Origin of the sequence: Blastochloris sulfoviridis, from assembly GCF_008630065.1 — a bacterium.
Lineage (GTDB): Bacteria > Pseudomonadota > Alphaproteobacteria > Rhizobiales > Xanthobacteraceae > Blastochloris > Blastochloris sulfoviridis.
The window spans coordinates 141,472-167,108 of the sequence record NZ_VWPL01000004.1; the positions used below are offsets into that span (position 1 = coordinate 141,472).

At 70.7% G+C, this 25,637-nt stretch carries 23 protein-coding genes and 1 tRNA gene; 12 read left to right on the forward strand and 12 right to left on the reverse strand.

Annotation, left to right across the window (positions count from 1 at the left end; genetic code table 11):
- Positions 1-51: 51 nt before the first annotated feature.
- Positions 52-1,215 (forward strand): succinyl-diaminopimelate desuccinylase, encoded by a 1,164-nt coding sequence (gene dapE / locus F1193_RS03690; RefSeq protein ID WP_150096317.1) that lies wholly within the window; start codon positions 52-54, stop codon positions 1,213-1,215.
- Positions 1,216-1,413: 198 nt separating this feature from the next.
- On the opposite strand, the gene F1193_RS03695 is transcribed toward dapE, so the two are convergent.
- Complete coding sequence (locus F1193_RS03695; protein WP_246164104.1) at positions 1,414-2,136, reverse strand: sulfate transporter family protein; 723 nt, start codon at positions 2,134-2,136, stop codon at positions 1,414-1,416.
- A 99-nt stretch (positions 2,137-2,235) separates the two neighbouring features.
- Here F1193_RS03695 and F1193_RS03700 point away from each other — a divergent pair, with 99 nt between their 5' ends.
- On the forward strand, positions 2,236-3,663 hold the full coding sequence (locus F1193_RS03700; RefSeq protein WP_150096318.1) for a flavin monoamine oxidase family protein: 1,428 nt from the start codon (positions 2,236-2,238) through the stop codon (positions 3,661-3,663).
- 50 nt (positions 3,664-3,713) lie between these two features.
- Here the strand turns inward: F1193_RS03700 and F1193_RS03705 are convergent, their stop codons facing one another.
- The 8 genes from F1193_RS03705 to F1193_RS03740 form a co-directional block, all read right to left on the reverse strand.
- Positions 3,714-4,337 (reverse strand): 2,3-bisphosphoglycerate-dependent phosphoglycerate mutase, encoded by a 624-nt coding sequence (locus tag F1193_RS03705; RefSeq protein ID WP_150096319.1) that lies wholly within the window; start codon positions 4,335-4,337, stop codon positions 3,714-3,716.
- Between the two features lie 18 nt (positions 4,338-4,355).
- Positions 4,356-5,171, reverse strand: coding sequence for a 4-hydroxy-tetrahydrodipicolinate reductase (dapB, locus tag F1193_RS03710; protein WP_150096320.1), 816 nt, complete (start codon positions 5,169-5,171; stop codon positions 4,356-4,358).
- Positions 5,172-5,241: 70 nt separating this feature from the next.
- Positions 5,242-5,544 carry a DUF1330 domain-containing protein gene (locus F1193_RS03715; RefSeq protein ID WP_150096321.1) on the reverse strand — a complete coding sequence of 101 codons (303 nt, stop codon included), beginning with the start codon at positions 5,542-5,544 and terminating at the stop codon, positions 5,242-5,244.
- A 177-nt stretch (positions 5,545-5,721) separates the two neighbouring features.
- A complete protein-coding gene (gene pyrF / locus F1193_RS03720) occupies positions 5,722-6,426 on the reverse strand; it encodes an orotidine-5'-phosphate decarboxylase (RefSeq protein WP_150096322.1) in 705 nt (234 codons plus the stop codon).
- Positions 6,427-6,644: 218 nt separating this feature from the next.
- A complete protein-coding gene (locus F1193_RS03725) occupies positions 6,645-7,241 on the reverse strand; it encodes a class I SAM-dependent methyltransferase (protein ID WP_150096323.1) in 597 nt (198 codons plus the stop codon).
- A gap of 89 nt (positions 7,242-7,330) precedes the next feature.
- The gene (dnaJ, locus tag F1193_RS03730) at positions 7,331-8,464 is read right to left on the reverse strand and encodes a molecular chaperone DnaJ (protein WP_150096365.1); all 1,134 of its coding nucleotides are present in this window, start codon (positions 8,462-8,464) and stop codon (positions 7,331-7,333) included.
- 165 nt (positions 8,465-8,629) lie between these two features.
- On the reverse strand, positions 8,630-10,552 hold the full coding sequence (gene dnaK / locus F1193_RS03735) for a molecular chaperone DnaK (RefSeq protein ID WP_150096324.1): 1,923 nt from the start codon (positions 10,550-10,552) through the stop codon (positions 8,630-8,632).
- A 384-nt stretch (positions 10,553-10,936) separates the two neighbouring features.
- Positions 10,937-11,935, reverse strand: a complete 999-nt coding sequence (locus F1193_RS03740; RefSeq protein ID WP_150096325.1) for an adenosine kinase — start codon at positions 11,933-11,935, stop codon at positions 10,937-10,939.
- A gap of 135 nt (positions 11,936-12,070) precedes the next feature.
- On the opposite strand from F1193_RS03740, the gene murJ reads away from it, so the two are divergent.
- The 5 genes from murJ to F1193_RS03765 all read left to right on the forward strand — a co-directional run bounded on the left by murJ (position 12,071) and on the right by F1193_RS03765 (position 17,905).
- Positions 12,071-13,630, forward strand: a complete 1,560-nt coding sequence (gene murJ / locus F1193_RS03745) for a murein biosynthesis integral membrane protein MurJ (RefSeq protein ID WP_150096326.1) — start codon at positions 12,071-12,073, stop codon at positions 13,628-13,630.
- A 397-nt stretch (positions 13,631-14,027) separates the two neighbouring features.
- Positions 14,028-15,362 (forward strand): NAD(P)/FAD-dependent oxidoreductase, encoded by a 1,335-nt coding sequence (locus F1193_RS03750; RefSeq protein WP_150096327.1) that lies wholly within the window; start codon positions 14,028-14,030, stop codon positions 15,360-15,362.
- A gap of 311 nt (positions 15,363-15,673) precedes the next feature.
- Positions 15,674-16,411, forward strand: coding sequence for a tRNA pseudouridine(38-40) synthase TruA (truA, locus tag F1193_RS03755; protein ID WP_150096328.1), 738 nt, complete (start codon positions 15,674-15,676; stop codon positions 16,409-16,411).
- Positions 16,412-16,674: 263 nt separating this feature from the next.
- A complete protein-coding gene (locus F1193_RS03760) occupies positions 16,675-16,941 on the forward strand; it encodes a glycine zipper domain-containing protein (protein ID WP_150096329.1) in 267 nt (88 codons plus the stop codon).
- Between the two features lie 217 nt (positions 16,942-17,158).
- Positions 17,159-17,905 carry a glucose 1-dehydrogenase gene (locus F1193_RS03765; protein WP_150096330.1) on the forward strand — a complete coding sequence of 249 codons (747 nt, stop codon included), beginning with the start codon at positions 17,159-17,161 and terminating at the stop codon, positions 17,903-17,905.
- Between the two features lie 174 nt (positions 17,906-18,079).
- On the opposite strand, the gene F1193_RS03770 is transcribed toward F1193_RS03765, so the two are convergent.
- Both F1193_RS03770 and F1193_RS03775 read right to left on the reverse strand, forming a co-directional pair.
- Positions 18,080-18,352 carry a BQ00720 family protein gene (locus F1193_RS03770; RefSeq protein WP_150096331.1) on the reverse strand — a complete coding sequence of 91 codons (273 nt, stop codon included), beginning with the start codon at positions 18,350-18,352 and terminating at the stop codon, positions 18,080-18,082.
- A gap of 30 nt (positions 18,353-18,382) precedes the next feature.
- On the reverse strand, positions 18,383-18,811 hold the full coding sequence (locus F1193_RS03775; RefSeq protein WP_150096332.1) for an Hsp20 family protein: 429 nt from the start codon (positions 18,809-18,811) through the stop codon (positions 18,383-18,385).
- 345 nt (positions 18,812-19,156) lie between these two features.
- On the opposite strand from F1193_RS03775, the gene F1193_RS03780 reads away from it, so the two are divergent.
- Positions 19,157-20,434 carry a hypothetical protein gene (locus tag F1193_RS03780; protein ID WP_150096333.1) on the forward strand — a complete coding sequence of 426 codons (1,278 nt, stop codon included), beginning with the start codon at positions 19,157-19,159 and terminating at the stop codon, positions 20,432-20,434.
- A 35-nt stretch (positions 20,435-20,469) separates the two neighbouring features.
- Positions 20,470-21,078 (forward strand): NUDIX domain-containing protein, encoded by a 609-nt coding sequence (locus F1193_RS03785; RefSeq protein WP_150096334.1) that lies wholly within the window; start codon positions 20,470-20,472, stop codon positions 21,076-21,078.
- Positions 21,079-21,226: 148 nt separating this feature from the next.
- On the opposite strand, the gene F1193_RS03790 is transcribed toward F1193_RS03785, so the two are convergent.
- A tRNA-Ala gene (locus F1193_RS03790) sits at positions 21,227-21,302 on the reverse strand.
- A 468-nt stretch (positions 21,303-21,770) separates the two neighbouring features.
- On the opposite strand from F1193_RS03790, the gene F1193_RS03795 reads away from it, so the two are divergent.
- From F1193_RS03795 to F1193_RS03805, 3 genes are read left to right on the forward strand one after another with little or no spacing between them, the layout of a single operon-like run.
- Complete coding sequence (locus F1193_RS03795) at positions 21,771-22,574, forward strand: TVP38/TMEM64 family protein (RefSeq protein WP_150096335.1); 804 nt, start codon at positions 21,771-21,773, stop codon at positions 22,572-22,574.
- Positions 22,575-22,600: 26 nt separating this feature from the next.
- Positions 22,601-24,025, forward strand: coding sequence for a dihydrolipoyl dehydrogenase family protein (locus F1193_RS03800; RefSeq protein ID WP_150096336.1), 1,425 nt, complete (start codon positions 22,601-22,603; stop codon positions 24,023-24,025).
- Positions 24,026-24,049: 24 nt separating this feature from the next.
- Positions 24,050-25,570, forward strand: coding sequence for a sensor histidine kinase (locus F1193_RS03805; RefSeq protein ID WP_150096337.1), 1,521 nt, complete (start codon positions 24,050-24,052; stop codon positions 25,568-25,570).
- Positions 25,571-25,637 lie beyond the last annotated feature (67 nt).

The window sequence follows — 25,637 nt, forward strand, 5'->3', positions numbered from 1 at the left end:
CGTCACCGGGATCGGTTGACGGCCGGTTCGCGGCGATAGACAACCGGCCATATGGTACGTGTCATCGACCCCCTGGCTTTCGCCCGCGCCCTGGTGCGGTGTCCCTCGGTCACGCCGGCCGAGGGCGGCGCGCTCGATCTGCTCGCCCGCACGCTCGCCCCGCTCGGCTTCGCCGTGCACCGCGTCACCTTCTCCGCCCCCGGCACGCCGGACGTCGAGAACCTCATCGCCACCCTCGGCGAGGGCCGGCCGCACCTCGTGTTCGCCGGCCACACCGACGTGGTGCCGCCCGGCGACGCGGCGGCCTGGAGCGCGCCGCCATTCGCGGGCGAGGTGATCGATGGCAGGCTCGTCGGCCGCGGCGCGGTCGACATGAAGGGCGGCATCGCCGCCATGGTGGCCGCAGCGAGCGAATTCCTCGCCGCACGGGATCTCAAGTCGGGCGGCACCCTCTCCTTCCTCATCACCGGCGACGAGGAAGGCCCGGCGATCAACGGCACGCAGAAGCTGCTCGACTGGGCGCGCGAGCGGGGCTTCGCCTTCGATCACTGCGTGCTCGGCGAGCCGACTTCGGTGGCCGAGCTCGGCGACACGCTGAAAGTGGGCCGGCGCGGCTCGCTGTCGGGCACGCTGGTGGTGGAGGGCACGCAGGGCCACGTCGCCTATCCCCACCGCGCCGACAATCCGATCCGGCGCCTCGCCCGCATCCTCAATCACCTCTACGCCCGCCCGCTCGACGGCGGCACCGCGCAGTTCCAGCCCTCGAATCTGGAATTCGTGTCGATCGACACTGGCAATCCGGCCTTCAACGTCATCCCGGCCAAGGTCGAGGCGCGCTTCAACATCCGCTTCAACGACCGCTGGACGCCGGCCAGCCTGCGCGCCCACATCGAGGCCGAGATCGGGGTTGCCGCCCCGGTCGGCCGCTGGCGCGTCGCGTGGGACCCCACCGTGTCGGAATGCTTCCTCACCCCGGCCGGGCCGTTCACCCAGCTTGTCTCGGATGCGGTGTTCGAGACCACCGGCCGGCGGCCGGAACCCTCGACCGGCGGCGGCACCTCGGATGCGCGCTTCATCAAGTCGGCCTGCCCGGTGGTCGAGCTCGGGCTCGTCGGCACCACCATGCACCAGGTCGACGAGGCGGTGCCGGTGGCCGAGCTTCAGGCGCTCACGGCGATCTACCGCCGCATCCTGGAACGCTATTTCGCCGGTTGAGGCGGGTGCTGCGTGATCGGCTCGGCTTCTTCCCTCTCCCCTTGCGGGAGAGGGTGGAGAGACCGAGCGGCGCGAGGTCGAGCCGGGTGAGGGGTACATATTGCGAATGCTGGAAGATTTACCCCTCACCCGCCTCACGATCTGACGATCGCTCGGCACCCTCTCCCACAAGGGGAGAGGGGAACGAGCGCTCCTGCCTCACGTCTCGCCGCGCTCGGCCGAGATGATCTTGTGGACGTGCACCATGTAGACGGTGGCGAAGATCGGCGTGATCAGGCTGAGGATCGGCACCGACACCAGCGCCGCGATCGGCAGGCCGGCGAGGAACACCCGCCCGGCATGGGCGCGGCGCAGCGCCTGCGCCTCCTCGGGCGAGCGGAAGCGCATCGCCACCATCTCGAAGTATTCGCGTCCCAAGAGGTAGGTGTTGGCCAGGAAGAACACCACGATGCCGATGCCGGCGATCAGCAGCGTCGGCAGCGCGGCGAGGTTGACCAGCAGCACCACGCCAAAGAACTTCGCCGCCTCCCACACCGCCACCCAGACAGGCAGGGCGCGGCCCGGCGGATGGTGGGGGTAGTCGCGCCGCTCCACCGTCTCGGCGACGTCGTCGGCGAACATGCTGGCCACCAGCGCGGTGACCGGCGGCACCAGGAAGACGAAGGCGATGAACAGGCCGAGCCCGGCCAGCACCGCCACCACCCCTTCGGCCACGCCGATCGGTCCGGCATAGCCGCCGCCCGACAGGGCCAGCAGCCAGTCAGCGCCGCGGTCGACGAACCACACCATCGACCGGTGCAGCGCTACCGCGCCGATCAGCAGCAAGCCGGTGGCCAAGCCGATCGACCTCCACAGCACGCCGCGCAGCGCCGGACTGAGGGTCTGGCGCAGCGCGCGGATCGCAGCCTCGAACAGATTCATATGGGTCTCGCCCCCCCGAAACCGCGATGAGGTATGCCGGCGGCCCGTCGCCCGCAAGGGTGCATCCAATAAGCCTGCGTGCTAGCGTTCGAAACTGACATGCTGATGAATCGCAGACATTTTCTGGTTGCCGGCGCGGCCGCGGCGGCAATGCCGGGCCGTGCGCTCGGCCAAGTCGCGGCGGCGGGCGAGGTCGACGTCGCCATCGTCGGCGCGGGTGCCGCCGGCCTCGCCGCGGCGCGGCGCGTCGCCAGCTACGGCCGCACCTATGCGCTGACCGAGGCGCTCGACCGGGCGGGGGGACGGGCCCAGACCAATGCCACGACGTTCGGTCTGCCGTTCGACCTCGGGGCCGACCGGCTGTGGGGGCCGCGACGCAATCCGCTGGTCGAGATCGCCCGCGCCAACGGGCTCGACGCCGCCACCGCGCTGCGCCTGCAGCGCGTGCGCATCGGCTCGCGGGACGCCCGCGACGCCGACGCCGAGGATTTCGCCAGCGCGCTGAGCCGCGCCAACCGCGCGATCCTCACCGCCGGCGAGCAGCGCACCGACATCGCCGCCGCCCGCGCCGTGCCCGACATCGGCGACTGGCTGCCGACCGTGTCGTTCCTGCTCGGCCCCACCTTCTCCAGCAAGGATCTCGACGAGGTCTCGGCCGCCGACTACGCCCGCGCCGAGGAGCGCGACGAGGAGGCAGTCTGCCGCCAGGGGCTCGGCACCATCCTGGCGCTGGCCGCCGTGCCGCTCGCCGTTCAGCATTCGACGCCGGTCACCGAGATCGACTGGTCCGGCCGGCTGATCACGCTCGCCACCCCGCGCGGCACCCTGCGCGCCCGCGCCGTCGTGCTCACCGTGTCGACCGCGGTGCTGGCGGGCGGCACCATCCGCTTCAAGCCGGGGCTGCCGGCGGCGCTCGCCGGCGCCTGCCAGCGCCTGACGCTGGGCAGCTACAACCGCATCGGCATCGAGCTGGCCGGCAATCCGCTGCGGCTGCGCGACGACGAGCGCGTGGTGTTCAAGGTGCCAAGCCCCGCCGCGATGACGCTGCGCGGCCGCGTCGGCGGCACCGACCTCGCCGTTGCCGGCATCGGCGGGCGGGCGGGGCGCGAGCTGGAGCAGGCGGGCTCCGCGGCCATGGTGGCGTTCGTCACCGACACGCTGGCCGCCCATTACGGCGCCGGCATCCGCAAGGCCATCGGCCGCACCTTTGCCACCCGCTGGGGCCATGAGCCGACCATCCTGGGCGCGGTCTCGGCGGCGCCGCCCGGCGCCCAGCCGATGCGGCGCGCCCTCGCCCAGCCGATCGACAACCGGCTGTTCGTCGCCGGCGAAGCCAGCCACGAGACGCAGTGGGGCACCGTTGGCGGCGCCTGGCTGTCGGGCGAGCGGGCGGCCGACCAGGCGCTGCGGGCGGTCGGCGTCGCCATCCCGCTGCCGGCGAGTCCTGCCCCGCCCGCTCAACCCAAGCCGGAGCGGACGCCCAAGCGCCGCCAGCCGCGCCGCGATGACGTGCCGCGGCGCGACTGAGCCGAAAAACCATTGATCTGAAAAGATTTTTTCGGTTGCCGGAAGCCCTATCAGCCCGCCAGATCCTGCCAGCTTTCCACCGTCGAATCGGCGTTGAGGCGGTAGACGATCGGCACGCCGGTGGCGAGCTCGCGCTTGAGGATGCCTTCCGGCGTCAGCCGCTCCAGCACCATCACCAGCGCGCGCAGCGAATTGCCGTGGGCCGAGACCAGCACGTGCCTGCCGCGCAGCACCTGCGGCAGGATCTCCTGGACGTAATAGGGCAGGGTGCGGGCCACGGTGTCCTTCAGGCTTTCGCCGCCGGGGGGCGCGATGTCGTAGGAGCGGCGCCAGATGTGCACCTGCTCCTCGCCCCATTTCTTGCGGGCGTCGTCCTTGTTGAGGCCGGTCAGGTCGCCATAGTCGCGCTCGTTCAGCCGCCAGTCGCGGATGGTCTCAAGCTCCGGCTGGCCGATCTCATCGAGCGCGAGGCGCAGCGTCTCCTGGGCGCGCGACAGGTCCGAGGTGAAGGCGATATCGAAGGTGAGACCGAGATTCTTCAGCTTGCGGCCGGCGGCCTTGGCCTCTTCGACGCCCAGCTCGGTGAGGCCGGGATCCTTCCAGCCGGTGAACAGGTTCTTCAGGTTCCAGTCGCTCTGGCCATGGCGGCAGAGCACGAGGAGGCGATCGCTCATCGGAAATCCTTGCGGTTGTCAGAAGTCTTTGAGGCCGAGCACGTCGGCCATCGAATAGAGGCCCGGCGCCTTGCCCCGCGCCCACTGCGCGGCCCGGAGCGCGCCACGCGCGAAGATCATGCGGTCCTCGGCCTTGTGGCCGAGCACGAGGCGCTCGGACGTGCCGGCGAAGATCACGTCGTGGTCGCCCACCACCGTGCCGCCGCGCAGCGCGGCGAAGCCGATGTCGCCCGCGTGCCGGGCGCCGGTGATGCCGTCGCGGCCGCGCACCGCCCGCTCGTCGAGGTCGACGCCGCGGCCCTCCGCCGCGGCCCTGCCGAGCAGCAGCGCCGTGCCGGAGGGGGCATCGACCTTCATGCGGTGATGCATCTCGACGATCTCGATGTCGAAGTCCGGCCCGAGCGTCGCCGCGGCGCGCTTGACCAGCGCCGCCAGCAGGTTGACGCCGAGGCTCATATTGCCGGACTTGACCAGCACGGTGCGTTCGGCCGCCGCCGCCAGCGCCGCCTCGTCCTCGGCCGAGAGGCCGGTGGTGCCGATGACGTGGAAGAGGCCGGCGTCGGCGGCGAGCCCAGCATGAAGCACGCTCGATTCGGGCGCGGTGAAATCGAGCACCCCGTCCGCGCCCTCGAAGGCCGCCTGCGGATCGTCGAGCACCGGCACGCCGAGCGCCGGCAGCCCGGCCAGCACACCGGCATCGCGCCCCAGCGCCGGAGACCCCGGGCGCTCGAGCGCGCCGGCCAGCGTCACGCCGTCGGCTTCCTCGATCGCGCGAATAAGGGCGCGTCCCATGCGCCCGCCGGCGCCCACCACCACCAGCCGCAGATCGGCCATCCCATCCTCCCGCATTGACGCCCGGGACTGTCGCGAGGCGCCTCGCGGAGTCAAGTCGCTTTCGGAGCGGTCAGCCGGGCTGCGGCCCGTCATAGCCCTCGATGACCACAACATCGACCTCGCAGCCGCGCAGCAGATACTGCTTGGCGTCCTGATACTCGGGCGAGGCGTAGCAGGCCTTCGCGGCCTCGATGCTCGGGAATTCCAGCACCACATTGTGGGCCCTGGAGGTGCCCATCCCCTCGAACGGGCCGCCGCGCACGATGAACCGGCCGCCGAACTTGGCGAACGCGATAGCGTTGCGCTTGCGGTATTCGTCGTAGAGCGAGGGGTCCTTCACATCGACCCGCGCGATCCAGTATCCCTTGGCCATCGTCACCTCCAAGTGGTCATCGTCGTCCCGGTCAGGCGCCGGGATGCCTCGCAATCGGCGCACGAGCCGGGATGGCGAGACGAAAGGGTGCCGAGACGAAAGTGTGCTTGTCCTGCCGGCGGCCGAGGGGCTCGCAGCCTGGCTGTCCGCCCGGGACGGCAGGCGGGGAGCGCCGCCTCAGATCGCGGCGGCCGCGGCGATCTCGCCGACGATGGCGTCGGCGGCGCGCTTGGGGTCGGGCGCGGCGATGATCGGGCGGCCGACGACGAGATAGTCCGCCCCCGCCCGGACGGCGGCGGCCGGTCCCACCACCCGCTTCTGGTCGCCCTTTGCGGCGCCGGCCGGGCGGATGCCCGGCGTCACCAGCGCCATGTCCGGGCCGACGATGGCCCGCACCGCGGCGGCCTCCGCCGCCGCGCAGACGATGCCGTCGACGCCGATCTCCTTGGCCTGGGCGGCCTGGCGCGCCACGGTCTCGGCGACCGAGCCCTGGATGCCGGCGGCGGCGAGATCGCCGTCGTCCCACGAGGTCAGCACCGTGACCGCGAGAATCCGCAGGTCGGAACTGCCGCGCCCGGCGACGGCGGCGCGCATGGTCTGGGGATAGGCGTGGACGGTGAGGAAGGACACGCCGAGCTCGGCGGCGCGCCGGGTGGCGCGCTCCACCGTGTTGCCGATGTCGTGCAGCTTGAGATCGAGGAAGACGTGATAGCCGGCCGCCGCCAGCTCGCCGGCAAACTCGATGCCGCCGGCCACCGCCAGCTCCAGGCCGATCTTGTAGAACACCGTCGATTCGGCCAGCGCCTCGACCAGTTCCTCGGCCTCGCCGACCGTCGGGACGTCGAGCGCAACGATGAGGCGTTCGCGAGCCGCTACGAGCATGGACCTTCGTTCCCTGTCCGCCTGAAGGCTGATACGCAAGCCGGCCCAAGGGCCGGGGTTCTGGATCCGGCGCGCCGAAAACCCTCGGTTGCGATTCGGATTTTCAGCGATCGGAACACGAAACGCCAGCCCCGCGGCCGGACCTCGCATCGGGCGACGGGCTGTGGGTCAGGCCGCCGCCGCGCGCCGAGCGATGCTGGCGTCGAGCAAACTCTAGCTCAGCCGCGGCGATAAACCCAGACCCGTGCCGGCGGCACGTTCATCCAGATTCGCGGGCTCACATGGGCGGAATAGTCGCCGGCATGCTTGGGGATCGGCGGCACCACCGCATAGGTGAACTGGATGAAGGGCGCGCCCGGATGCATCATCCGGAACGCTGCGTCGAGCAGCGACAGCCGTTGCGGCAGCGGCTTGGTGAACAGCGGCAGCGACGACACCACCGCCGCGGCCGGCTCGGTGAGCTGGTGGTGCAGCGCCCGCGTCAGCGCATAGGCATCGCCCTGCACCACGGTGGCGGCCGGATAGCGGCGGGCCAGCAGGCGGCAGAACTGGTCGTTGAACTCCACCAGCACCAGCCGCTCGGTCGACAGGCCGCGGGCGATCAGCGCCTCGGTGACGGCGCCGGTGCCGGGGCCGAGCTCGATCACCGCCCCGGGTCGGGACAGATCGACCTGCTCGGCCATGGCGCGCGCGAGCGCGCGGCCGGAGGGTGCCACCGCGCCGGTGATCAGCGGACGCTGGAACCACGACTGAAGGAAGCGCACCTCGTCGTCGAGGCGCAGCGGCTTCTTCGCGTTAAAATTTCTTTGGAGCATGACCGGTTTCCGGACGGGCCCGGCGAGGTGACGAAAGGCTTAAACCGAGCGTTTGGGCCGGTCAAGGCAAGGGGCCCCGCAAGGCCCCTCTATTCGCGCATGCCGTCGAAGAAATCCCGCACCTTGGCGAAAAAGCCGGCGGATTCGGGATGGTTCTCCTTGGAGGAGGCGCGGTCGAACTCCTGCAGCAGCTCCTTCTGGCGCTTGGACAGCTTCTGCGGCGTCTCGATCACCACCTGGACGTACATGTCGCCGGAAGCCTTCGAGCGCAGCACCGGCATGCCCTTGCCCGGCAAGCGGAATCGCTTTCCGGACTGGGTGCCCTCGGGCACCTTAACCTTGGTCTTGCCGCCGTCGATGGTCGGCACCTGGAACTCGCCGCCGAGCGCGGCGGTGACCATCGAGATCGGCACCCGGCAGTAGAGGTCGGAGCCCTCGCGCTGGAAGAAGGGGTGCGGCTGGATCGACAGGAAGATATAGAGGTCGCCGTTCGGGCCGCCGCGCATCCCGGCCTCGCCCTCGCCGGCAAGGCGGATGCGGGTGCCGTCCTCGACGCCGGCCGGAATATTGACCGCCAGGTTGCGCTCGCGCGTCACCCGCCCGGCGCCGCCGCAGGCCTGGCAGGGGTCGTCGATCACCGTGCCGCGGCCCTGGCAGGTCGGGCAGGTGCGCTCCAGCGTGAAGAAGCCCTGCTGATGGCGGATGCGCCCGGCGCCGCCGCAGGTGCGGCAGGGGACCGGGCTGGTGCCGGGCGCCGCGCCCGAGCCCGAGCACGCCTCGCAGGCGACCGTGGTGGGGATGCGGATCTGGGCGCTCTTGCCCTTGAAGGCCTCGTCGAGCGTGATCTCCATGTTGTAGCGGAGATCGGCGCCGCGCTCGCGGCCCGGGGCGCGCGAGCGCGCCCGCCCGCCGACCCCGAACAGATCGTCGAAAATGTCGGCAAACGTGTTGGCGAAGTCGGAGCCGAAGCCGGCCGGCCCGGCCCCGCCCCCGCCGTGCTCGAAGGCGGCGTGGCCGAAGCGGTCATAGGCGGCGCGCTTCTGCTCGTCCTTCAGGATGTCGTAGGCTTCGTTGATTTCCTTGAAGCGATGCTCGGCGTCGGTGTCGCCCGGGTTGCGATCCGGGTGCCATTTCATCGCCAGCTTGCGGAATGCCGACTTGAGGTCCACGTGCGTCGCCTCGCGCGACACGCCCAGAACCTCGTAATAATCGCGCTTGGACATGGTTTCAGTGCCGTGCATGTTCCGCACCGCCCCTCAGGACGCGTGCGGCGCACCCCTTTGCGAGGTGCGCCGGCCGAATGCGACCGATAAGGGGTGAAACGCCCCCGTCCCCTGGACGCCGGCTGTCGGCATGGAGGACGAGGGCCATGGTCCGGTCTCCAGCGGTCAGGCCGACTTCTTGTTCTTCTTGTCGTCGTCGACCTCGGTGAACTCGGCGTCCACCACGTCGTCCTGCTGGCCGCCGGTCGCACCCGCGCCAGCGCCCGGCCCGCCGGCATCGCCCTGGCTGGCGGCATACATCGCCTCGCCGAGCTTCATCGACACCTGGGCCAGCGTGTTGGCCTTGGCCTTGATGGCCTCGGCGTCATCGCCCTTGAGCGCGGTCTTGAGGTCGGCGAGCGCATCCTCGATCATCTTGCGGTCGGCCGCCGACACCTTGGCGCCGTAGTCGGCCAGCGACTTCTCGGTCGAGTGGACCAGCGCGTCGGCCTGGTTCTTGGCCTCCACCGCCTCGCGCCGCTTCTTGTCCTCGGCGGCGTGCGACTCGGCGTCCTTGACCATGCGCTCGATGTCGGCGTCGGAGAGGCCGCCCGAGGCCTGGATGCGGATCTGCTGCTCCTTGCCAGTGCCCTTGTCCTTGGCCGAGACATTGACGATGCCGTTGGCGTCGATGTCGAACGTCACCTCGATCTGCGGCACGCCGCGCGGGGCCGGCGGAATGCCCATTAGGTCGAACTGGCCGAGCATCTTGTTGTCGGCCGCCATCTCGCGCTCGCCCTGGAAGACGCGGATGGTCACCGCGTTCTGGTTGTCCTCGGCGGTCGAGAACACCTGGCTCTTCTTGGTCGGGATGGTGGTGTTGCGGTCGATCAGGCGGGTGAAGACGCCGCCCAGCGTCTCGATGCCCAGCGAAAGGGGCGTGACGTCGAGCAGCAGCACGTCGCGCACGTCGCCCTGCAGCACGCCGGCCTGGATCGCCGCGCCGATCGCCACCACCTCGTCGGGGTTGACGCCCTTGTGCGGCTCCTTGCCGAAGAACTGCTTCACGATCTCCTGGACCTTCGGCATGCGGGTCATGCCGCCGACCAGCACCACTTCGTCGATCTCGCCGGCGGTGAGGCCGGCGTCCTTCAGCGCTTTGCGGCAGGGCTCGACGGTCTTCTGGATCAGGTCGTCCACCAGCGCCTCGAACTTGGCGCGGGTGAGCTTCATGGTCAGGTGCTTGGGGCCGGATGCGTCCGCCGTGATGAACGGCAGGTTGATCTCGGTCTGGGTGGTGGAGGACAGCTCGATCTTGGCCTTCTCCGCGGCCTCCTTGAGCCGCTGCAGCGCCAGCTTGTCGCGGCGCAGGTCGATGCCCTGCTCCTTCTGGAACTCGTCGGCGAGGTAGCCGACGAGGCGCATGTCGAAGTCCTCGCCGCCGAGGAAGGTGTCGCCATTGGTCGACTTCACCTCGAACACGCCGTCGCCGATCTCGAGGATCGAGACGTCGAAGGTGCCGCCGCCGAGGTCGTAGACGGCGATGGTGCCGTTGCCCTTCTTCTCCAGGCCGTAGGCCAGCGCGGCCGCGGTCGGCTCGTTGATGATGCGCAGCACTTCCAGGCCGGCGATCTTGCCGGCGTCCTTGGTGGCCTGGCGCTGGGCGTCGTTGAAGTAGGCCGGGACGGTGATCACCGCCTTGTCGACCTTGGCGCCGAGATAGGCCTCGGCGGTCTCCTTCATCTTCTGCAGCGTGAAGGCGGAGATCTGGGAGGGCGAATAGCTCTTGCCGTCGGCCTCGACCCAGGCGTCGCCATTGCCGGCGCGCACGATCTTGTAGGGGACGAGCTTCTTGTCCTTCTCGACCATCGGATCGTCGTAGCGGCGGCCGATCAGGCGCTTCACCGCGAAGAAGGTCCGTTCCGGATTGGTGACGGCCTGGCGCTTGGCCGGCTGGCCGACGAGCCGCTCGCCATCGTCGGTGAAGGCGACGATCGAAGGCGTGGTGCGGGCGCCTTCAGCGTTCTCGATCACTTTCGGCGTCTTGCCTTCCATGACCGCGACGCAGGAATTGGTGGTTCCGAGGTCGATGCCGATGACTTTCGACATTGCGGTAGCCTTCCTTCTGCAGCGGGCCGGCCGGGCCTTTTAGAGCACCCGGATGCTGGTGGAATCGCGAAGCGGCCGTAAAGCCCCGCCGCGTCCAACCAAAGCGCGGCCCCTCAAGGGTTCGGCGGCTATATAAGGAGCGGGGGTAAAGCCCACAAGAGGCGTGGCCGGGACGGTCCGCCCGCCGTCCCGGCCACGGGATACCTTTCGCGCCCCCCGGCCCGCAGTGCCGCGCCAATGCGTCCGGCACGGGATCGAGATCATCCGGCTTCCGGTCGATCCCTCCGGGAGGCCGGAAACGGCTTTGCCGAAAACCCATTGTTCGCCAACGGGATTTTCGGCGATCGGACCACGGCTTCGCGGCCCGACCTGCCGCAAACCGCATCATGCGGGCAAGCCGTTCTCCGCCGCCAGTGCCTGGAGATTCGCCTCGGGCCGCGCCCCCATGTGCGAGATCACCTCGGCCGCCGCCATCGCGCCGAGCCGCGCCGCGGTGGCGTGGTCGAAGCCGCGGGCGAAGCCATGCAGGAAGCCGGCGGCGAACAGGTCGCCGGCGCCAGTGGTGTCGACCACCCGCTCCACCGGCATGGCCGGCACCTCGACCGGACCCGCGGCATTCATCACCAGCGCGCCCTTCTCGCTGCGCGTCACCACCGCGAGCCTGGCGTCCTGGCGGATCGCCGCCAGCGCGGTGGCGAAGTCAGCGGTCTGGTAGAGCGCGTGCAGCTCGGCCTCGTTGGCGAACACGATGTCGACGGTGCCGGAGCGCAGAAGATGCAGGAACTCGTCGCGCCAGCGATCGACACAGAACGCGTCCGACAGCGTCAGCGCCACGTGGCGCTTTGCCTCATGGGCGTAGGCCGCCGCCGCCCGAAACGCTTCCTTTGCGTTCGGCGGATCCCACAGATAGCCTTCGAGATAGGTCACCGCCGAGGCCGCCACCGTGTCGCGGTCGATGTCGCCGGGGGCCAGATCCTGGGCGGCGCCGAGATAGGTGTTCATGGTGCGCTGGCCGTCCGGCGTCACCAGGATGAAGCAGCGCGCGGTGGCCGGGCCGTCGGCGGCGGCCGGCGTGTCGAAGGCGACGCCGAGCGAGCGGATGTCGTGGCGGAAGGTGGCGCCGAGCCCGTCCGCCTTCACCTTGCCGGCGAAGGCGGCGCGGCCGCCGAGCGCGGCGATGCCGGCGATGGTGTTGGCGGCCGAGCCGCCGGAGACCTCGATCGCCGGCCCCATCGCCGCATAGATCGCCTCGGCGCGGGTCTCGTCGATCAGCGTCATCGCGCCCTTGGTCATCGCCTGGGCGGTGAGGAAATCCTCCTCGCAGCGCGACAGCACATCGACGATTGCATTGCCGAGACCGAGGACGTCGTAGCGAAAGGTCATGGGACAGGATCCGCGCTGAGGAGGGCGGCCGCGGCCTAGCATCGCCACCGGCCTGGCGCAACGCCGGTCCCCAGGAACGCCGGTCCCCATGACGGCTTCATCCTGGCCGGCTAGGGTCGGCCGAAAGCGAATCGCATGTCCCTCCTGCGCAAGGTCTCGTCCGTCGGCGCCGCCACGCTGGTCTCGCGCGTGCTGGGCTTCGTGCGCGACGCGCTGATGGCCGCGGTGCTGGGGGCGGGTCCGCTCGCCGACGCCTTCGTCGCCGCCTTCCAGTTGCCCAATCTCGCCCGCCGCCTGCTGGCCGAGGGCGCGCTGAACGCCGCCTTCGTGCCGGCGTGGCTGACGCGCAGGGCCGAGGCCGGGCCGGAGGCCGCCCGCGCCTTCACCGGCCGGGTGTTCGGCTCGCTGGCGGCGGTGCTGGCGGGGCTGGCGGCGCTCGCCGCCCTGTTCATGCCGCAGGTGGTCGGGCTGATCGCACCGGGATTCGCGCCGCAGGATGCCCGTTTCGCGCTCGCCGTCGGCTGGGCGCGCTGGACGGTCGGCTATGTGGTGCTGGCCGGGCTGGTGGCGGTGCTGGCCGGGGTGCTCAACGCCACTGGCCGAGTGGGGGCGGCCGCCGCACTGCCGATCGCCTTCAATGTGGTGATGATCGCGGCCCTGGCGGCGGCGCTGTTCGGCGGCATGGCCGAGACCCCGGCGGCGGGCACGCTGCTGGCGCTGGCGGTGCTCCTGGCCGGGCTCGTCCAGCTCGCGCTGGTCGGCGTCGCCGCCGCAAGGCTGCCGGTGCGGCCGCTCGACCGGCCCTGCGTCGATGCCGGGCCGGACATGAGGCGCTTCTTCCGCCGCGCCGGGCCGGGGCTCATCGCCGCCGGCATTCCGCAGATCAAGTTCTTCGCCGCGGTGGCCATCGCCTCGGGCGTGCCCGGCGCCGCCTCCTACCTCTGGTATGCCGACCGGCTCTACGAGCTGCCGCTCGGCATCGTCGCGGCGATCGCCGCGGGCGTGCTGGTGCCGGTGCTGGCCGCCCACGCCCGCGCCGCCGATGGCGCGGCGCTGGGCGGCGCCCAGTCGCGGGCCGTCGAGTTCGCCGCCGGGCTGGCGCTGCCGGCCGCGGTCGGGCTGGTGCTGCTGGCCGACCCGATCGCCCGCACCCTGTTCGAGCGCGGCGCCTTCGGGCCTGCGGACAGCGCCGCCACCGCCGCGGTGCTGGCGGCCATGGCCTTCGGCCTGCCCGGCCACGTTCTGGAGAAGGTGTTCGCCGCCGGCGCCTACGCCCACACCGATACCGCCACTCCGATGATGACGGCGCTCGCCGGGCTCGTCGTGGCGATCGCCGGCGGCGTGCTGCTGTTGCCGGCGTTCGGCGCGGCCGGCGTGGCGGCGGCGATGGCCGCCTCGGGCTGGGTCAATGCCGCGAGCCTCGCCGCCATCGAGGCGCGGCGCGGCCGGCTGCGGCTCGATCGGTCAACGCCGCGCACCCTGGCCAAGGTGGTCGCCGCCGCAGCGCTGATGGCGCTCGCGCTCGCGCTCGTGCGGGAGTTGGCCGCGGGTCTTCTGGAGGGCGGCACCGCGGCGCGGGTGCTGGCGCTCACGGCCCTCATCGGCTGCGGCGGCGCGGTCTATGCCGCGGCCGTCCAGGCGATGGGCGCCTTCGACCTCGCGCAGCTCGCCGGCCTTCGCGGCAGGCGGACCTGACGTCCCTCCACCGGTCGCGCCGGCTGTCGCAAGGTTGTCGTCGCCGGGCGATTCATTAATATTTGACCGTTCCGGCAGGTTCCGGCCGGGCGGACCCCGCGTGAGGCAGGGTTTGTTGACCGTCATGCTGCAGCTTCGTGGTCGGCCGCCGCATGAGGGAGGGGTTCGTTTGCTGGCGTTTCAAAGCGCTTTGGAACTCCCGCGAGCTCTTGGCCGCAGCATGTGTGCGGAGAATTTGGGCGCCACGGGCGGAAGATCACGAAAGATCGGTATGCCGTTGATAAGAAATACGTGCTAGCACGCCGCATGATCCCCGGCCCATGACCCCCCGGCTCATGACCCGCGAACCATGACCACCGGCCTTGGTAAGCACAGGACAGTTTGTGGACAGAGGCAGATGACTGCGAACCGACAGGCAGCCCGCCCCGGCGTGGCGTTCCCGAAATCCCTCTGGGCGGCGGTCACGGCCGGCGGACCCACCTATCGCACCCTTGACGGCGAGGCCGAGGCCGATGTCGTCGTCGTGGGCGGCGGCCTTTCCGGTCTGGCGGCGGCGCTTCATCTCGCCGAGACCGGCCACAGCGTGGCGGTGATCGAGGCGGCCGAGCCCGGCTGGGGCGCCGCTGGCCGCAACAACGGCCAAGTCATTCCCACCCTTCCGTTCCACGATCCCGACGACATCATCGCCCGCGAAGGCGAGGCCGGCGAACGCTTCGTCGGCCTGCTGCGCAACAGCGCCCAGCATCTGTTCAACACCGTCTCCCGCCTCGGCATCGTCGCCGAGGCCCAGCAGACCGGCTGGCTCCAGCCGGCCCACTCGGACGGCCGCATGCGGCAGGTCGAGAGCCGCGTCGAACAGTGGGCGAAGCGTGGCGCGCCGGTCAGTCTGCTGACCAGCGAGCAGGTGCGCCAACTGACCGGCTCGGACGCCTGGTTCGGCGGCTGGGAGAACCGCTCGGGCGGCCACGTCAATCCGCTGGCGCTGACGCGCGGCCTCGCCCAGGCGGTGACGGTTGCCCGCGGCCGCATCTACGCCAATTCGCCGGCCTATGGCATCCGCCGCGACGAGGACCGCTGGGTGGTGGACACCAAGGACGGCCGGCTCACCGCCCGCGCGCTGATCCTGGCCACCAACGCCTATACCGGCGAGTTCGCCTCGCTGATGGGCACCCCGGCCACCCATATCCGCCGCGAGATCCTGCCGGTGCTGTCGTGGCAGATCGCCACCGAGCCGATGCCGGCCTCGGTGCAGCAGGCGGTGCTGCCGCGCCGCCATGCGCTGACCGACACCCATCTCGATCCGCATTTCATGCGCTGGGATGCCCGCGGCCGGCTGGTCACCGGCGGCGCGCTCGCCAACCCGCTCAGCGGCGCCTGGAACCTGAAGACCCACATCACCCGCCGCCTGCAGCGCCTCTACCCGGGCGTGTTCGACGACGTGCGGTTCGACTATGTCTGGAACGGCCGCATCGCGGTGACGCCCGACCATTTCCCGCGCTTCCACAAGCTCGGCCCCGACGCGGTGGGCTGGACCGGCTGCAATGGCCGCGGCGTGGCGCTGGCGCTGTCGGTCGGCCGCGAACTGGCCCGCTCCGTCACCGGTACGCCCGACCAGGACATCGCATTGCCGTTCGGGCCGCCGACGGTGGTGCCCTATCAGTCGCTGGCCAAGGCGGCGACGCCGCTGGCTGTGGCGTTCCTGCGCTGGCAGGACAGCCGCGAGGTCGCCTGATCCGGGGTTCGGCCCGAACGGACGCGTTCGGGCCCATACGGCTTCCGGGTGGTCGGCGCAGCGTGATCGGCGCGGCTTCTTTCGACCCTCTCCCCTTTCGGGAGAGGGTGGCGAGACCGAGCATAGCGAGGTTGAGCCGGGAGAGTGGGGATTTTCCGGCCTGAGAGCCCACCCCTCACCCGCCTCGCGATCTGAAGATCGCTCGGCACCCTCTCCCGCAAGGGGAGAGGGGAAGGGAGCGCGGCTCACCGGCGTTGACCGCCCCGAGGACCGCCCCGAGTTTGTCGCCCGGAAACCGTGCGAAGGGCGCGATGCCGCGGTTCAGCCTGACCATCGAATATGACGGCACCCCGTTCGTCGGCTGGCAGGTGCAGGCTGCCGGCGCCAGCGTTCAGGGCGTGCTGGCGGATGCGGTGTTCGCGCTGTCGGGCGAGCGGGTGCGGCCCACCGGCGCCGGGCGCACCGATGCCGGCGTCCATGCGCTGGGGCAGGTCGCTCATCTCGATCTTGCGCGCGACTGGCGGCCGGACACCCTGCGCGACGGCCTGAATGCGCATCTGCGGCCGTACCCGGTGGCGGTGCTGGCCGCAGCGCGGGCCGCCGACGAATTCAATGCCCGCCTGTCGGCGCGCCAGCGGCACTATCGTTATCGCATCGTCAATCGCCGGGCGCCGCTCACCGTGCTGCGGGCCCGCGCCTGGCACGTCATCCGCCCGCTCGATGCGGAGACGATGCACGCCGCCGCCCAGCTTCTGGTCGGCCGGCACGACTTCACCACCTTCCGCGCCGCCGAGTGCCAGGCCAGGAGCCCGGTCAAGACGCTGGATCGCCTCGCGGTCGCCCGCGACGGCGACGAGCTGACGATCGAGGCCTCGGCGCGCTCCTTTCTGCATCACCAGATCCGCTCGATCACCGGCTCGCTGGTACTCGTCGGTCAGGGCAAGTGGACGCCCCATGACCTCAAATCGGCGCTCGATGCCCGCGAACGCGCGCGCTGCGGCCCGATGGCGCCGCCGGATGGGCTCTATCTGGTGGCGGTCGATTATTGAGTTCGGAACCCGGTGGCGTGTTGGCGAGTTGGCGTACTGAAGCTGAGCGGTGAGCGCGCCTGAACCGCGGGCAGAGCTAGAAGGCGTGTCAGCGCCAAGCACCACGCTTTAACCAAGGATCGAGGCAAAGTTTTCGGCAAAGTTCCAGACACAATTCGTAGCAAGGATTTTCGGCAAGGGTAGGGTCCGGGGTCACGACGTGCGTTTTCGGATCCTGCGAGTCGGTTCTGTGCGGACCCAAACAGCAACAAGGGTGGAGGACAATGAAGAAAATTCTCGTGGTTTCAGCTATCGCTTTGGCGCTGGGGGGATGCAGCCAATACTCGTCGCGCGACCGCGCCGTTGCCGGCGGCCTGATCGGCGCCGGCACCGGGGCGGTGATCGGCGCTGCGGCGACCGGCACCGGCGGCGGCGCGCTAGCCGGCGGCGCGATCGGCGCGGTCGCGGGTGCGGCAATCGGCGCGGCCACCACGCCGGAGCGCTGCTACTGGTCCAGGCGCTATCAGCGGACGATCTGCTACCGCAACTGATACGGTTTCCGGTGGAAGCCGGAACACCATATTCCGCTCGCCGAGAATTCCGGTTTCGAACCGGGATTCTCGGCGAGACCGTTTTCGGGGTCGGTGCGGATCAGCCGGAACCGTCGGTCAAGCCGCCGAAAAATCCCCTTTCGGTCAAGGAAATTTCGGCGAGACTGTTTCCAGCATCCCGAAGGGATCAACTGGAAACCGTATGTGGGAGCGTTTCATGCGTCTGCGGGACAAGGTTGCCATCGTCACCGGCGGCGGATCGGGCTTCGGCAAGGTGATCGCCGAGACCTTCGCGCGCGAGGGCGCCAAGGTGGCGGTGCTCGACATCAACACCTCCGCCGCCGAGGCCGTGGCAAAGCGGATCGATGGGTCGGCCATCGCCCTCGCCGCCGACGTCGCCAAGGCGGCCGATGTCGAGGCGGCGATCTCGCGCACCCGCAACGCGTTCGGCCACGTCGACATCGTCGTCAACAATGCCGGCATCACCCACCACAACCGGCCGATGCTGGAGGTCGGCGAGGCCGAGTTCGACCGCCTGTTCGCAGTCAATGTAAAGTCGATCTTCCTGTTCGCCCACGCCGTGGTGCCGGTGTTCCAGGCGCAGGGCTCGGGCATGATCCTCAATATCGGCTCGACGGCCGCCATCCGGCCGCGGCCGGGCCTCACCTGGTACAACGGCACCAAGGGCGCCGTGCACACGCTGACCAAGTCGATGGCGATCGAGCTGGCGCGCCACAAGATCCGCGTCTGCGCGCTGGCGCCGGTGGTCGGCGAGACGCCGCTGCTCGCCAGCTTCATGGGGCAGGACACGCCCGAGACGCGCGCCAAATTCGTCGCCAGCGTGCCGCTCGGCCGCCTGTCGAGCCCTCAGGACATCGCCAATGCCGCGCTGTTCCTGTGCTCGGACGAGGCGTCGTTCCTCACCGGCGTGGTGCTGGAGGTCGATGGCGGGCGGTGCATTTGAGGGCGATTCCAGGCTGACCGGCCCAACGTCCTGTGACCGCGAATTGCCCCTCGCCCGGATCGCTGCTGCGAGCGGGTGAGGGACTGAACAGATCATCCAGCAACCGGACGACGACGACAGGACGAGAGCTCCGGCGAACTCACCGGCGCTCCCGTCCCTGGGGATCCGCGCGCGTCAGTGCACGCTGACGGCCTGCAGCTCGTTCTGGATCGCGTTGGCCACCACCGCCTCGCGCGAGTCGGCGAGCATGATCGGCGTGCCGTCCGCGCCATGCAGCGCAAACAGCATCAGGCCCGGCTCGATCGACGGCGCCTTGGGAAACAGTGCCTTCACGTCTTCGGAGCGGATCGGCTTGACATAGGCAAGCTGGCCGCCGCCGAGCAGCGCGAACGCCTCCGCACTCATCAGAGCGCCGGTGTGGGTGGCCGTTTCGTTATCGTTGGTCATTCCCGACTCCTGTTCGTTGTCGAGACCGGTTCACTCATCCGAAGCGATGGCGATCCGCCGCGCGACCCGTTCCGGCTCCAGCCGGACGAGGTCGACCGTGAGCAGGCCATTCTTCAGATCCGCGCCGAGCACCTCGATGCCCTCCGCCAGCACGAACGCACGCTGGAACTGGCGGGCGGCGATGCCGCGATGCAGATACACGCGGCCATCGTCGGCATCGACCTGCCGGCCGCGAATGACGAGCTGGTTCTCTTCCAGCGACACGTCGAGCTGGTCGCGCGTGAAGCCGGCGACCGCCAGCACGATGCGCAGCCGATCCGACCCCACCGCATCGCGCGGCAGGCGTTCGATATTGTACGGCGGATAGCCGTCTGCGCCCTTGCTGACGCGATCGAGAACGCGCTCGATCTCTTCGAAGCCGAGCAGAAAGGGGCTCGACAGGGACGATACACGGGACATGGTCTCAAAGCCCTCGTGAAGCGACTTCGACCGCGAGGCCCGCCTCAAGCAGCACCCCGCCTGTCCGCCCGGCCTGTCCTTTCGGCAGTCGGGCGCCATGTGGCAGATATGGACACCCGTACGTCCCCCCGCAAGGGCGCAGGGCCTGACGCCAGCGGACGCTGGCGGCCCGCCAGCGTCAAAATGCCATGTATGCTAAACATTATGGCCACCGGCCGGCCGGTGCCGGGAGCGCCGGGCGGGGAGAGGCCCACGCCGAGGCCCTGGCCGCGTGGGCCAACCGGCCGGCCGGTGCCGGGAGCGCCGGGCGGGGAGAGAGCAAGCCGGAGGAAGACGGGTCGCAGCATGGCGTTTGTGGCGCAGGCGGGCGGACAGGCAGCAGGCCAGGGCGCCACGGGCACCAGCCCCGGGCCGTCCGGCGTGGCGCTGCAGCGCCTCGCGCTGATCCTGGCGTGCGGGCTGGTCGGGATCCTGGTCGCGCTGGCCGTGCTGGTCTTTGCGCCGCCGCGCTATCGTGCCAGCGCCGAACTCGCGCTGCCGTCGCCGGCCGCCGCCGCGGTGGCCGAGGACGCGCTGGCTTCCGAGCCGGTGCTGCGGGTTGTGGCCAACGTGCTGGCGACCGGCACGCTGATGCCCGACGTCCCGCCAAATCCCGACGCCCCGCTAAGTTCCGAAACCCTGGCCCGCGTGCAGGCGCGGCTCGCCGCGCGACGAACCGGCGAGCGGCTGGTGATCACGGCCAGCGGCGACGAGGCGGTCGAGACGGCCCGGCTGGCCGATGCCGCGGCCCAGGCGCTGCTGGTGCTCGCCGACCTGCCGGCGACCCCACCACCGCCCGCCCGTCCCGACGCCGCGGCGGAAGCCCGGCTCGATCGTCTGGCGCAGGAACTGCGCGACGCCGAGGCGCGGCTCGACCGCGCCCGTGCCGAAACCGGCATCGCTGCCGCCACCGGCGGCCCGGCCGTCGAGCCGTCCCAGCTTGCCGCCCTGCAGGCGCGCCTGTCGCTGGCGCGGGTGCGCACCGCCGAGGAGCGGGTTCGCCTCGCCCAGATGGAGCGGCTTGCCGCCAGCGGCGCCGATCCCGACACCGTGCCCGAGGTGGTTCGCTCGCCCGTCATCGCCGCGCTGCGCGGCGACCTCGCCGAAGCGCGGCGGCTGGAGCGCCTCGCCGCCACCGAGCTGGGACCGCGCCACCCCCGGCTGGCGGCCCAGCGCGAGGAGCGGCGGCGCATCGAGAGCCAGATCCGCGCCGAGACCGTCCGCCTGGCCGCGGCGGCCCGCCAGGACGTGGAGCGGGCGGAGGCGGCCGAGCGGGCGCTGTCGGCCGAGATCGAGGCCCAGCGCGCCGCCATGACCGCGGCCATCGACGCGGTTGCCCGTCTGCGGGCGCTGGAGCAGGCGGCCGAGCGCGCCCGCACCGCGCTCGATCTCGCCCGCCGCGAGGCCGCGGCGCCCGCAGCCCCGCCCGCCGTCGAGCGGCCGGCGGGCCGGCTGGTCTCGGCCGCGGTGCCGCCCTCCAAGCCCGAGGGCCTGCCGCCCGCGGCTTTGCTCGCGCTGGGCCTCACCGCCGGCTGCAGCATCGGCGCCGCCTTCGCCACCGCCGGCGGACGCCGCTGGCGGTGAGCGTTTTTCGCCCTCTTCGAACCGGAGCCCCACGCATGGCCCAAGATGCCGAGCCTGACGTCGCCGAGTCCCAATTCGCCGAATCCCGCTTCCGCCTGCTGCGCACCGAGCGCGTCCACAACGGCTGGGCGCGGTTCCTGATCGCCCGCTACGCCACCGCCGACGGCAGCGAGATCACTCGCGAGATCGAGGACCATGGCGACGCGGTGGCGGTGCTGCCCTACGATCCGCAGCGTGGCACGGTGTTCCTGGTGCGCCAGTTCCGGGCGCCGGTGGCGATCGCCTCGGGCGCGCCCGACACGCTGGAGGTTTGCGCCGGCTGCGTCGAGTCTGGCGAGGACGAGGAGACCTGCGCGCTGCGCGAACTGGAGGAGGAATGCGGCCTCGTGCCGCTCAAGCTGGAGCGCGTCGCCACGCTGTGGAGCATGCCCGGCGTCTCCACCGAGCGGCTGACCTATTTCCTGGCCGAGGTCGACGGTGCTGCGCGCGGCACCGGCGGCGGCCGTGACGACGAACACGAATTCATCACCGTCATCGAGGTACCGGTCGCCGAGCTTGCCGGGCCGGACCGCTTCGCCCGCCTGCCCGACGTCAAGTCGCAGTTCCTGCTAGACCGGCTGCTCGACCGGCTGGCCGGGCGCTGAGCGCAGCCACGGCGGCACAGCGAACCGGGCCGGACGAATCGTCACGCGAGGTGCCGAGGCGGGTCTTGCGGCCGAAACGGCGTCCAACCAGGACACGCCCAGCCAGCACCAACGTCACATCCGGAGGACCGTCACATCAGGGGAATTTTGGTGGAGCCAAGGGGAGTCGAACCCCTGACCTCTTGAATGCCATTCAAGCGCTCTCCCAACTGAGCTATGGCCCCACCTGGCAACGGCGAGGAGCCTTCGGATCGAGGTCTTGCAGACCCGGATCCTGCGGCCCCATGGGATGTGTCACCGATGCGGGCGCTTCCGATCGAGCGTGACTCGCCGGACGCTGAGGCGGAGAAACCACAAACTGACGACAAGCACAAGCGTCCTTCGCATCGAAATCCACGCCTGGGTGCTTGCCTGTGCGCGACTGCACCGCCCTCTGGCAACCAGGGGGTGCGGGCGGGCGGCCAAACGCGTCAAATGCCGGTGATGCCGCCGCCGGGCGCATCGTTTGCCGGCGTTGCGCTGTTATAGATTCGGCAAGGCCCGGATCGAACCAACCACCAACCCTGCCGCCGAATCGGCATAGCTCCCCTGCTTTGCCGAAAGGGCTGGTTTGCTCCGGAACCCGAGAGCAAAGGCCGCACGATGGAGCTGCCCGATGACGCCGCGCCTGAACTGCCGATGAGCATCCATCTATGAGCGTCCATGACCGAATGCCCGAGGACGGCGAGAGGCCGGCCGGCCGGTGGCGGCGAAGGCTGCCGCTCATCCTCGTGCTCGCCGCATCAATGCTGATCGTCGCGCTCGGCGGCCAACGCTACGTCTCCTTCACCGCGCTGGTCGACCACCGGTCCGCGATCGACGCCTTCGTGGTGCACCATCCGCTGGCGTCGGTCCTGGCGTTCGTCGCCGTCTATGCCGCCATTGTGGCGCTGTCGCTGCCGGGGGCGGCGGCCATGACGCTGATCGGCGGCTTCCTGTTCGGCTGGCCGGTGGGAACGGCAGCCTCCGCCTTCGCCGCCACCACCGGCGCCACGCTGATCTTCCTGCTGGCGCGCACCTCGCTCGGCGACGATCTGGTCCGCGCCGCCGGGGCCGGCGCGGCACGGCTTGCTGCGCGCTTCCAGCAGCACGCCTTCAGCTATCTCCTGTTCCTGCGGCTGGTTCCGGCCTTTCCGTTCTGGATGGTCAATCTGGTGGCGGCGATCGCCGGCATGCGGCTGCCGGCCTATGTCGCCGCGACGCTGCTCGGCATCCTGCCGGGCACGCTGGTGTTCGCGGTGATCGGCTCGGGGCTCGGCGAGCCGCTGGCGGACCAGTCGGCCGCCCTCCACGACTGCCGGGCACGCGGCGGCAGCGATTGCCGGGTCGCGCTTTCGGTCGCCGATTTTCTCACGCCCGAGCTCGTCGGCGGTTTTGTCGCGTTGGGTGCGTTGTCGCTGCTTCCGGTTCTGGCGCGGCACGTTCGCCGGCCGGACGCGGCGAAGCGGCCGACCTGACGCGGCCAGGCTGGTCAGGCAAAGCGATGGCAACGCGCCTCACTCCCGATCTCTGCGTCATCGGCGCGGGCTCCGGCGGCCTGTCGGTTGCCGCGGCGGCTGCCGGATTCGGCGTGCCGGTGGTGCTGGTCGAACGCCACAGGATGGGCGGCGACTGCCTCAACACCGGCTGCGTCCCCTCCAAGGCGTTGCTGGCGGCGGCGAAGCGGGCGCAGGCGATCCGCACCGCCGGGACGTTCGGCATCGCGGCCGGCGCGCCGACGGTCGATTTCCGCGCGGTGATGGCGCACGTGCGCGCCGTGCAGGCTGCGATCGCGCCCAACGATTCGGAGGAGCGGTTCACCGCGCTTGGCGTGACGGTGATCCGCGCCAGCGCCCGCTTCGTCAGCGCCGGGGTGGTGGCGGCCGGCGATGTCGAGATCGCGGCGCGGCGCTTCGTCATCGCCACCGGCTCGAAGCCGGCACTGCCGCCGATCGCGGGGCTCACCGACACGCCGCATCTGACCACCGACACGATCTGGGATCTCGACGTGCTGCCGCGCCATCTCGCCATCATCGGCGGCGGGCCGGTGGGCTGCGAGCTGGCGCAGGCGTTTTGCCGCCTGGGTTCGGCGGTGACGGTGCTGGAGGCGGCGCGCCCGCTCGCCGGGCACGCGGCCGATTGCGCCGATGTGGCGATCGCGGCGCTGCGGCGCGAGGGCGTGGTGGTGCGAAGCCCGGTCGACGTCGCCGCCGTGCATCGCGCGGCGGATGGCGTGGCGATCGAGATCGCGGAGAACGGCGGTCGCGTCACGCTTGAGGCCTCGCACCTCCTGGTCGCCGCCGGCCGCCGGCCGAATGTCGATTGCCTCGGGCTCGACCGGGCGGGCATCGCGTCTTCGCCGCGCGGCATTGCCGTGGATGCCGGCCTGCGCACCACCAACCGCCGGGTCTATGCCATCGGCGACGTCATCGGCGGCACCATGTTCACCCACGCCGCCGGCTGGCAGGCCGGTCTGGTGGTGCGCAGCGCCCTGTTCCGCCTGCCGGTGACGTTCGATCCCGACGTCATTCCCCGCGTCACCTTCACCGATCCGGAGCTCGCCGCGGTGGGGCTCGACGAGGCATCCGCGCGATCGCGCCATCGCGACGTGCGCGTGGTGCGCGTGCCGTTCTCCGACAACGACCGCGCCCAAGCCGAGCGCGACACCGCGGGCTTCCTCCAGGTGGTGATGACGGCGCGTGGCCGCATTCTGGGGGCGGCGATCGTCGGCCGCGATGCCGGCGAGATGATCGGCGCGTGGTCGCTCGCGGTGGCGCGGGGGGCGAACATCCGCACCTTCGCCGCGCTCATTGCGCCCTATCCGACGCGCGCGGAAATCGGCCGGCGGGCGGCCTTTGCCTTCTTCGCGCCGCGTTTGACCGGTCGGCTGGCGAAAGGCATCATCCGGGCACTGCGATGGTTCGGATGACGCCGCAGCAGCTCGCCGCCGGCCATGAGCAACATCAAGACCGACAACGACACCGACAGAGAGACCGGACACGACAGGAGCGGACACGAAGGCGCCGCGACCGCGCCGGGTTTCCGATCCGTCGGGCCTGGGCTGTCGGGCCGGCTTCTTCTGCTCACCATCGTGTTCGTGATGCTGGCGGAAGTGCTGATCTTCGTGCCGTCCATCGCCAATTTCCGCGTGGCCTGGCTGTCCGACCGGCTGGCGGCGGCGCGCACGGTGGCGCTGGTGTGGGCGGCGGCACCCGACGGCACGATCTCGGCCGATCTGACGCGCGACCTCCTGGTCAGCGTCGATGCCCACGCGGTGGCGCTCAAGACGCCCGATAGCCGGCGGCTCCTGGCGATCGCCGGCAAGGTGCCCGATGTCGACGTCCACGTCGACACCCGCAGCGGCCCGCCCTGGCTTACGATCATCGAGGCCTTCGAGACGCTCACCTCCACCGAAAACCGCATTCTGCGGGTGGTCGGGCCGGCGCCGATGGATGGCGGCTTCATCGAGATCGTGCTGGAGGAGCGTCCGCTACGCACGGCGATGTTTGTCTATTCGCGCAACATCCTGCTCCTGTCGCTGGCGATCTCCGGCATCACCGCGACGCTGGTCTATCTTGCACTGATGTGGCTGATCGTGCGGCCGATCCGCCGGCTCGCCGGCAACATGACGGCGTTCCGCGCCCATCCCGAGGATGCCAGCCGCGTCATCGTGCCGTCTGCGCGCACCGACGAGGTTGGCTTGGCCGAGCACGAGCTGGCGGCCATGCAGCGCCAGTTGCAGAGCACGCTGCAATCGAAGAGCCGGCTCGCGGCGCTCGGGCTCGCGGTGTCCAAGATCAATCACGACCTGCGCAACATGATGGCCTCCGCCCATCTGTTGTCCGATCGGCTGTCGGCGATCGACAGCCCCGAGGTGCAGCGCTTCGCGCCGATGCTGATCCGCGCGATCGACCGCGCGATCGGCTTCGCCGAGGCGACCCTCGCCTATGGCGGGGCCCAGGAGACGCCGCCGGAGCGGCAGCGTTTCGCGCTTGGCCCGCTTGCCCAGGAGGTTCGCGAGGCGGTGGGACTGCTGCCGGGCAGCGCGATCGACTGGGTGGCGGCGATCGACCGCGGCCTCGAAGTGGACGCCGATCCCGATCAGCTCTTCCGCGTTCTGGTGAACCTCGTCCGCAACAGTCTGCAGGCGCTGGAGCAGCGCGCGCCGAACGATCCGGGGCGCGACCAGGTTCGGCTTGCGGCGCGGCGCGAGGGCACGGTCGTCACCATCGAGGTGTCGGACACCGGCCCCGGCGTGCCGGCCAGGGCCCGCGCCCATCTGTTTGAGGCGTTCCAGGGCTCGACGCGGCGCGGCGGCGCGGGGCTCGGCCTCGCCATATCCGCCGAGCTCGTGCATGCGCACGGCGGCGATATCCGCCTCGCCGAAGGCACGCTCGGCGCGACGTTCCGCATCACCATTCCCGACCGCACCACCAGCCTCGATGCGGCGCGCGCCGAGCGCGCACATGCGTGATCAGCGGTCGCGCGAAAGATAAATTAAGCTGTTGGCATCAAATTTGAGCTGTTGGACTTGACGCGTC

Coding starts and splice junctions, on each gene's coding strand:
- dnaK (WP_150096324.1), bottom strand. CDS start 10,552: ATGTCGAAAGTCATCGGCATCGACCTCGGAACCACCAATTCCTGCGTC.
- dapE (WP_150096317.1), top strand. CDS start 52: ATGGTACGTGTCATCGACCCCCTGGCTTTCGCCCGCGCCCTGGTGCGG.
- dapB (WP_150096320.1), bottom strand. CDS start 5,171: ATGGCCGATCTGCGGCTGGTGGTGGTGGGCGCCGGCGGGCGCATGGGA.
- F1193_RS03700 (WP_150096318.1), top strand. CDS start 2,236: ATGCTGATGAATCGCAGACATTTTCTGGTTGCCGGCGCGGCCGCGGCG.
- F1193_RS03780 (WP_150096333.1), top strand. CDS start 19,157: ATGGCGTTTGTGGCGCAGGCGGGCGGACAGGCAGCAGGCCAGGGCGCC.
- F1193_RS03765 (WP_150096330.1), top strand. CDS start 17,159: ATGCGTCTGCGGGACAAGGTTGCCATCGTCACCGGCGGCGGATCGGGC.
- truA (WP_150096328.1), top strand. CDS start 15,674: ATGCCGCGGTTCAGCCTGACCATCGAATATGACGGCACCCCGTTCGTC.
- F1193_RS03725 (WP_150096323.1), bottom strand. CDS start 7,241: ATGCTCCAAAGAAATTTTAACGCGAAGAAGCCGCTGCGCCTCGACGAC.
- F1193_RS03750 (WP_150096327.1), top strand. CDS start 14,028: ATGACTGCGAACCGACAGGCAGCCCGCCCCGGCGTGGCGTTCCCGAAA.
- F1193_RS03760 (WP_150096329.1), top strand. CDS start 16,675: ATGAAGAAAATTCTCGTGGTTTCAGCTATCGCTTTGGCGCTGGGGGGA.
- murJ (WP_150096326.1), top strand. CDS start 12,071: ATGTCCCTCCTGCGCAAGGTCTCGTCCGTCGGCGCCGCCACGCTGGTC.
- dnaJ (WP_150096365.1), bottom strand. CDS start 8,464: ATGTCCAAGCGCGATTATTACGAGGTTCTGGGCGTGTCGCGCGAGGCG.
- F1193_RS03705 (WP_150096319.1), bottom strand. CDS start 4,337: ATGAGCGATCGCCTCCTCGTGCTCTGCCGCCATGGCCAGAGCGACTGG.
- F1193_RS03715 (WP_150096321.1), bottom strand. CDS start 5,544: ATGGCCAAGGGATACTGGATCGCGCGGGTCGATGTGAAGGACCCCTCG.
- F1193_RS03795 (WP_150096335.1), top strand. CDS start 21,771: ATGAGCGTCCATGACCGAATGCCCGAGGACGGCGAGAGGCCGGCCGGC.
- F1193_RS03800 (WP_150096336.1), top strand. CDS start 22,601: ATGGCAACGCGCCTCACTCCCGATCTCTGCGTCATCGGCGCGGGCTCC.
- F1193_RS03695 (WP_246164104.1), bottom strand. CDS start 2,136: ATGAATCTGTTCGAGGCTGCGATCCGCGCGCTGCGCCAGACCCTCAGT.
- F1193_RS03740 (WP_150096325.1), bottom strand. CDS start 11,935: ATGACCTTTCGCTACGACGTCCTCGGTCTCGGCAATGCAATCGTCGAT.
- F1193_RS03770 (WP_150096331.1), bottom strand. CDS start 18,352: ATGACCAACGATAACGAAACGGCCACCCACACCGGCGCTCTGATGAGT.
- F1193_RS03805 (WP_150096337.1), top strand. CDS start 24,050: ATGAGCAACATCAAGACCGACAACGACACCGACAGAGAGACCGGACAC.
- F1193_RS03775 (WP_150096332.1), bottom strand. CDS start 18,811: ATGTCCCGTGTATCGTCCCTGTCGAGCCCCTTTCTGCTCGGCTTCGAA.
- pyrF (WP_150096322.1), bottom strand. CDS start 6,426: ATGCTCGTAGCGGCTCGCGAACGCCTCATCGTTGCGCTCGACGTCCCG.
- F1193_RS03785 (WP_150096334.1), top strand. CDS start 20,470: ATGGCCCAAGATGCCGAGCCTGACGTCGCCGAGTCCCAATTCGCCGAA.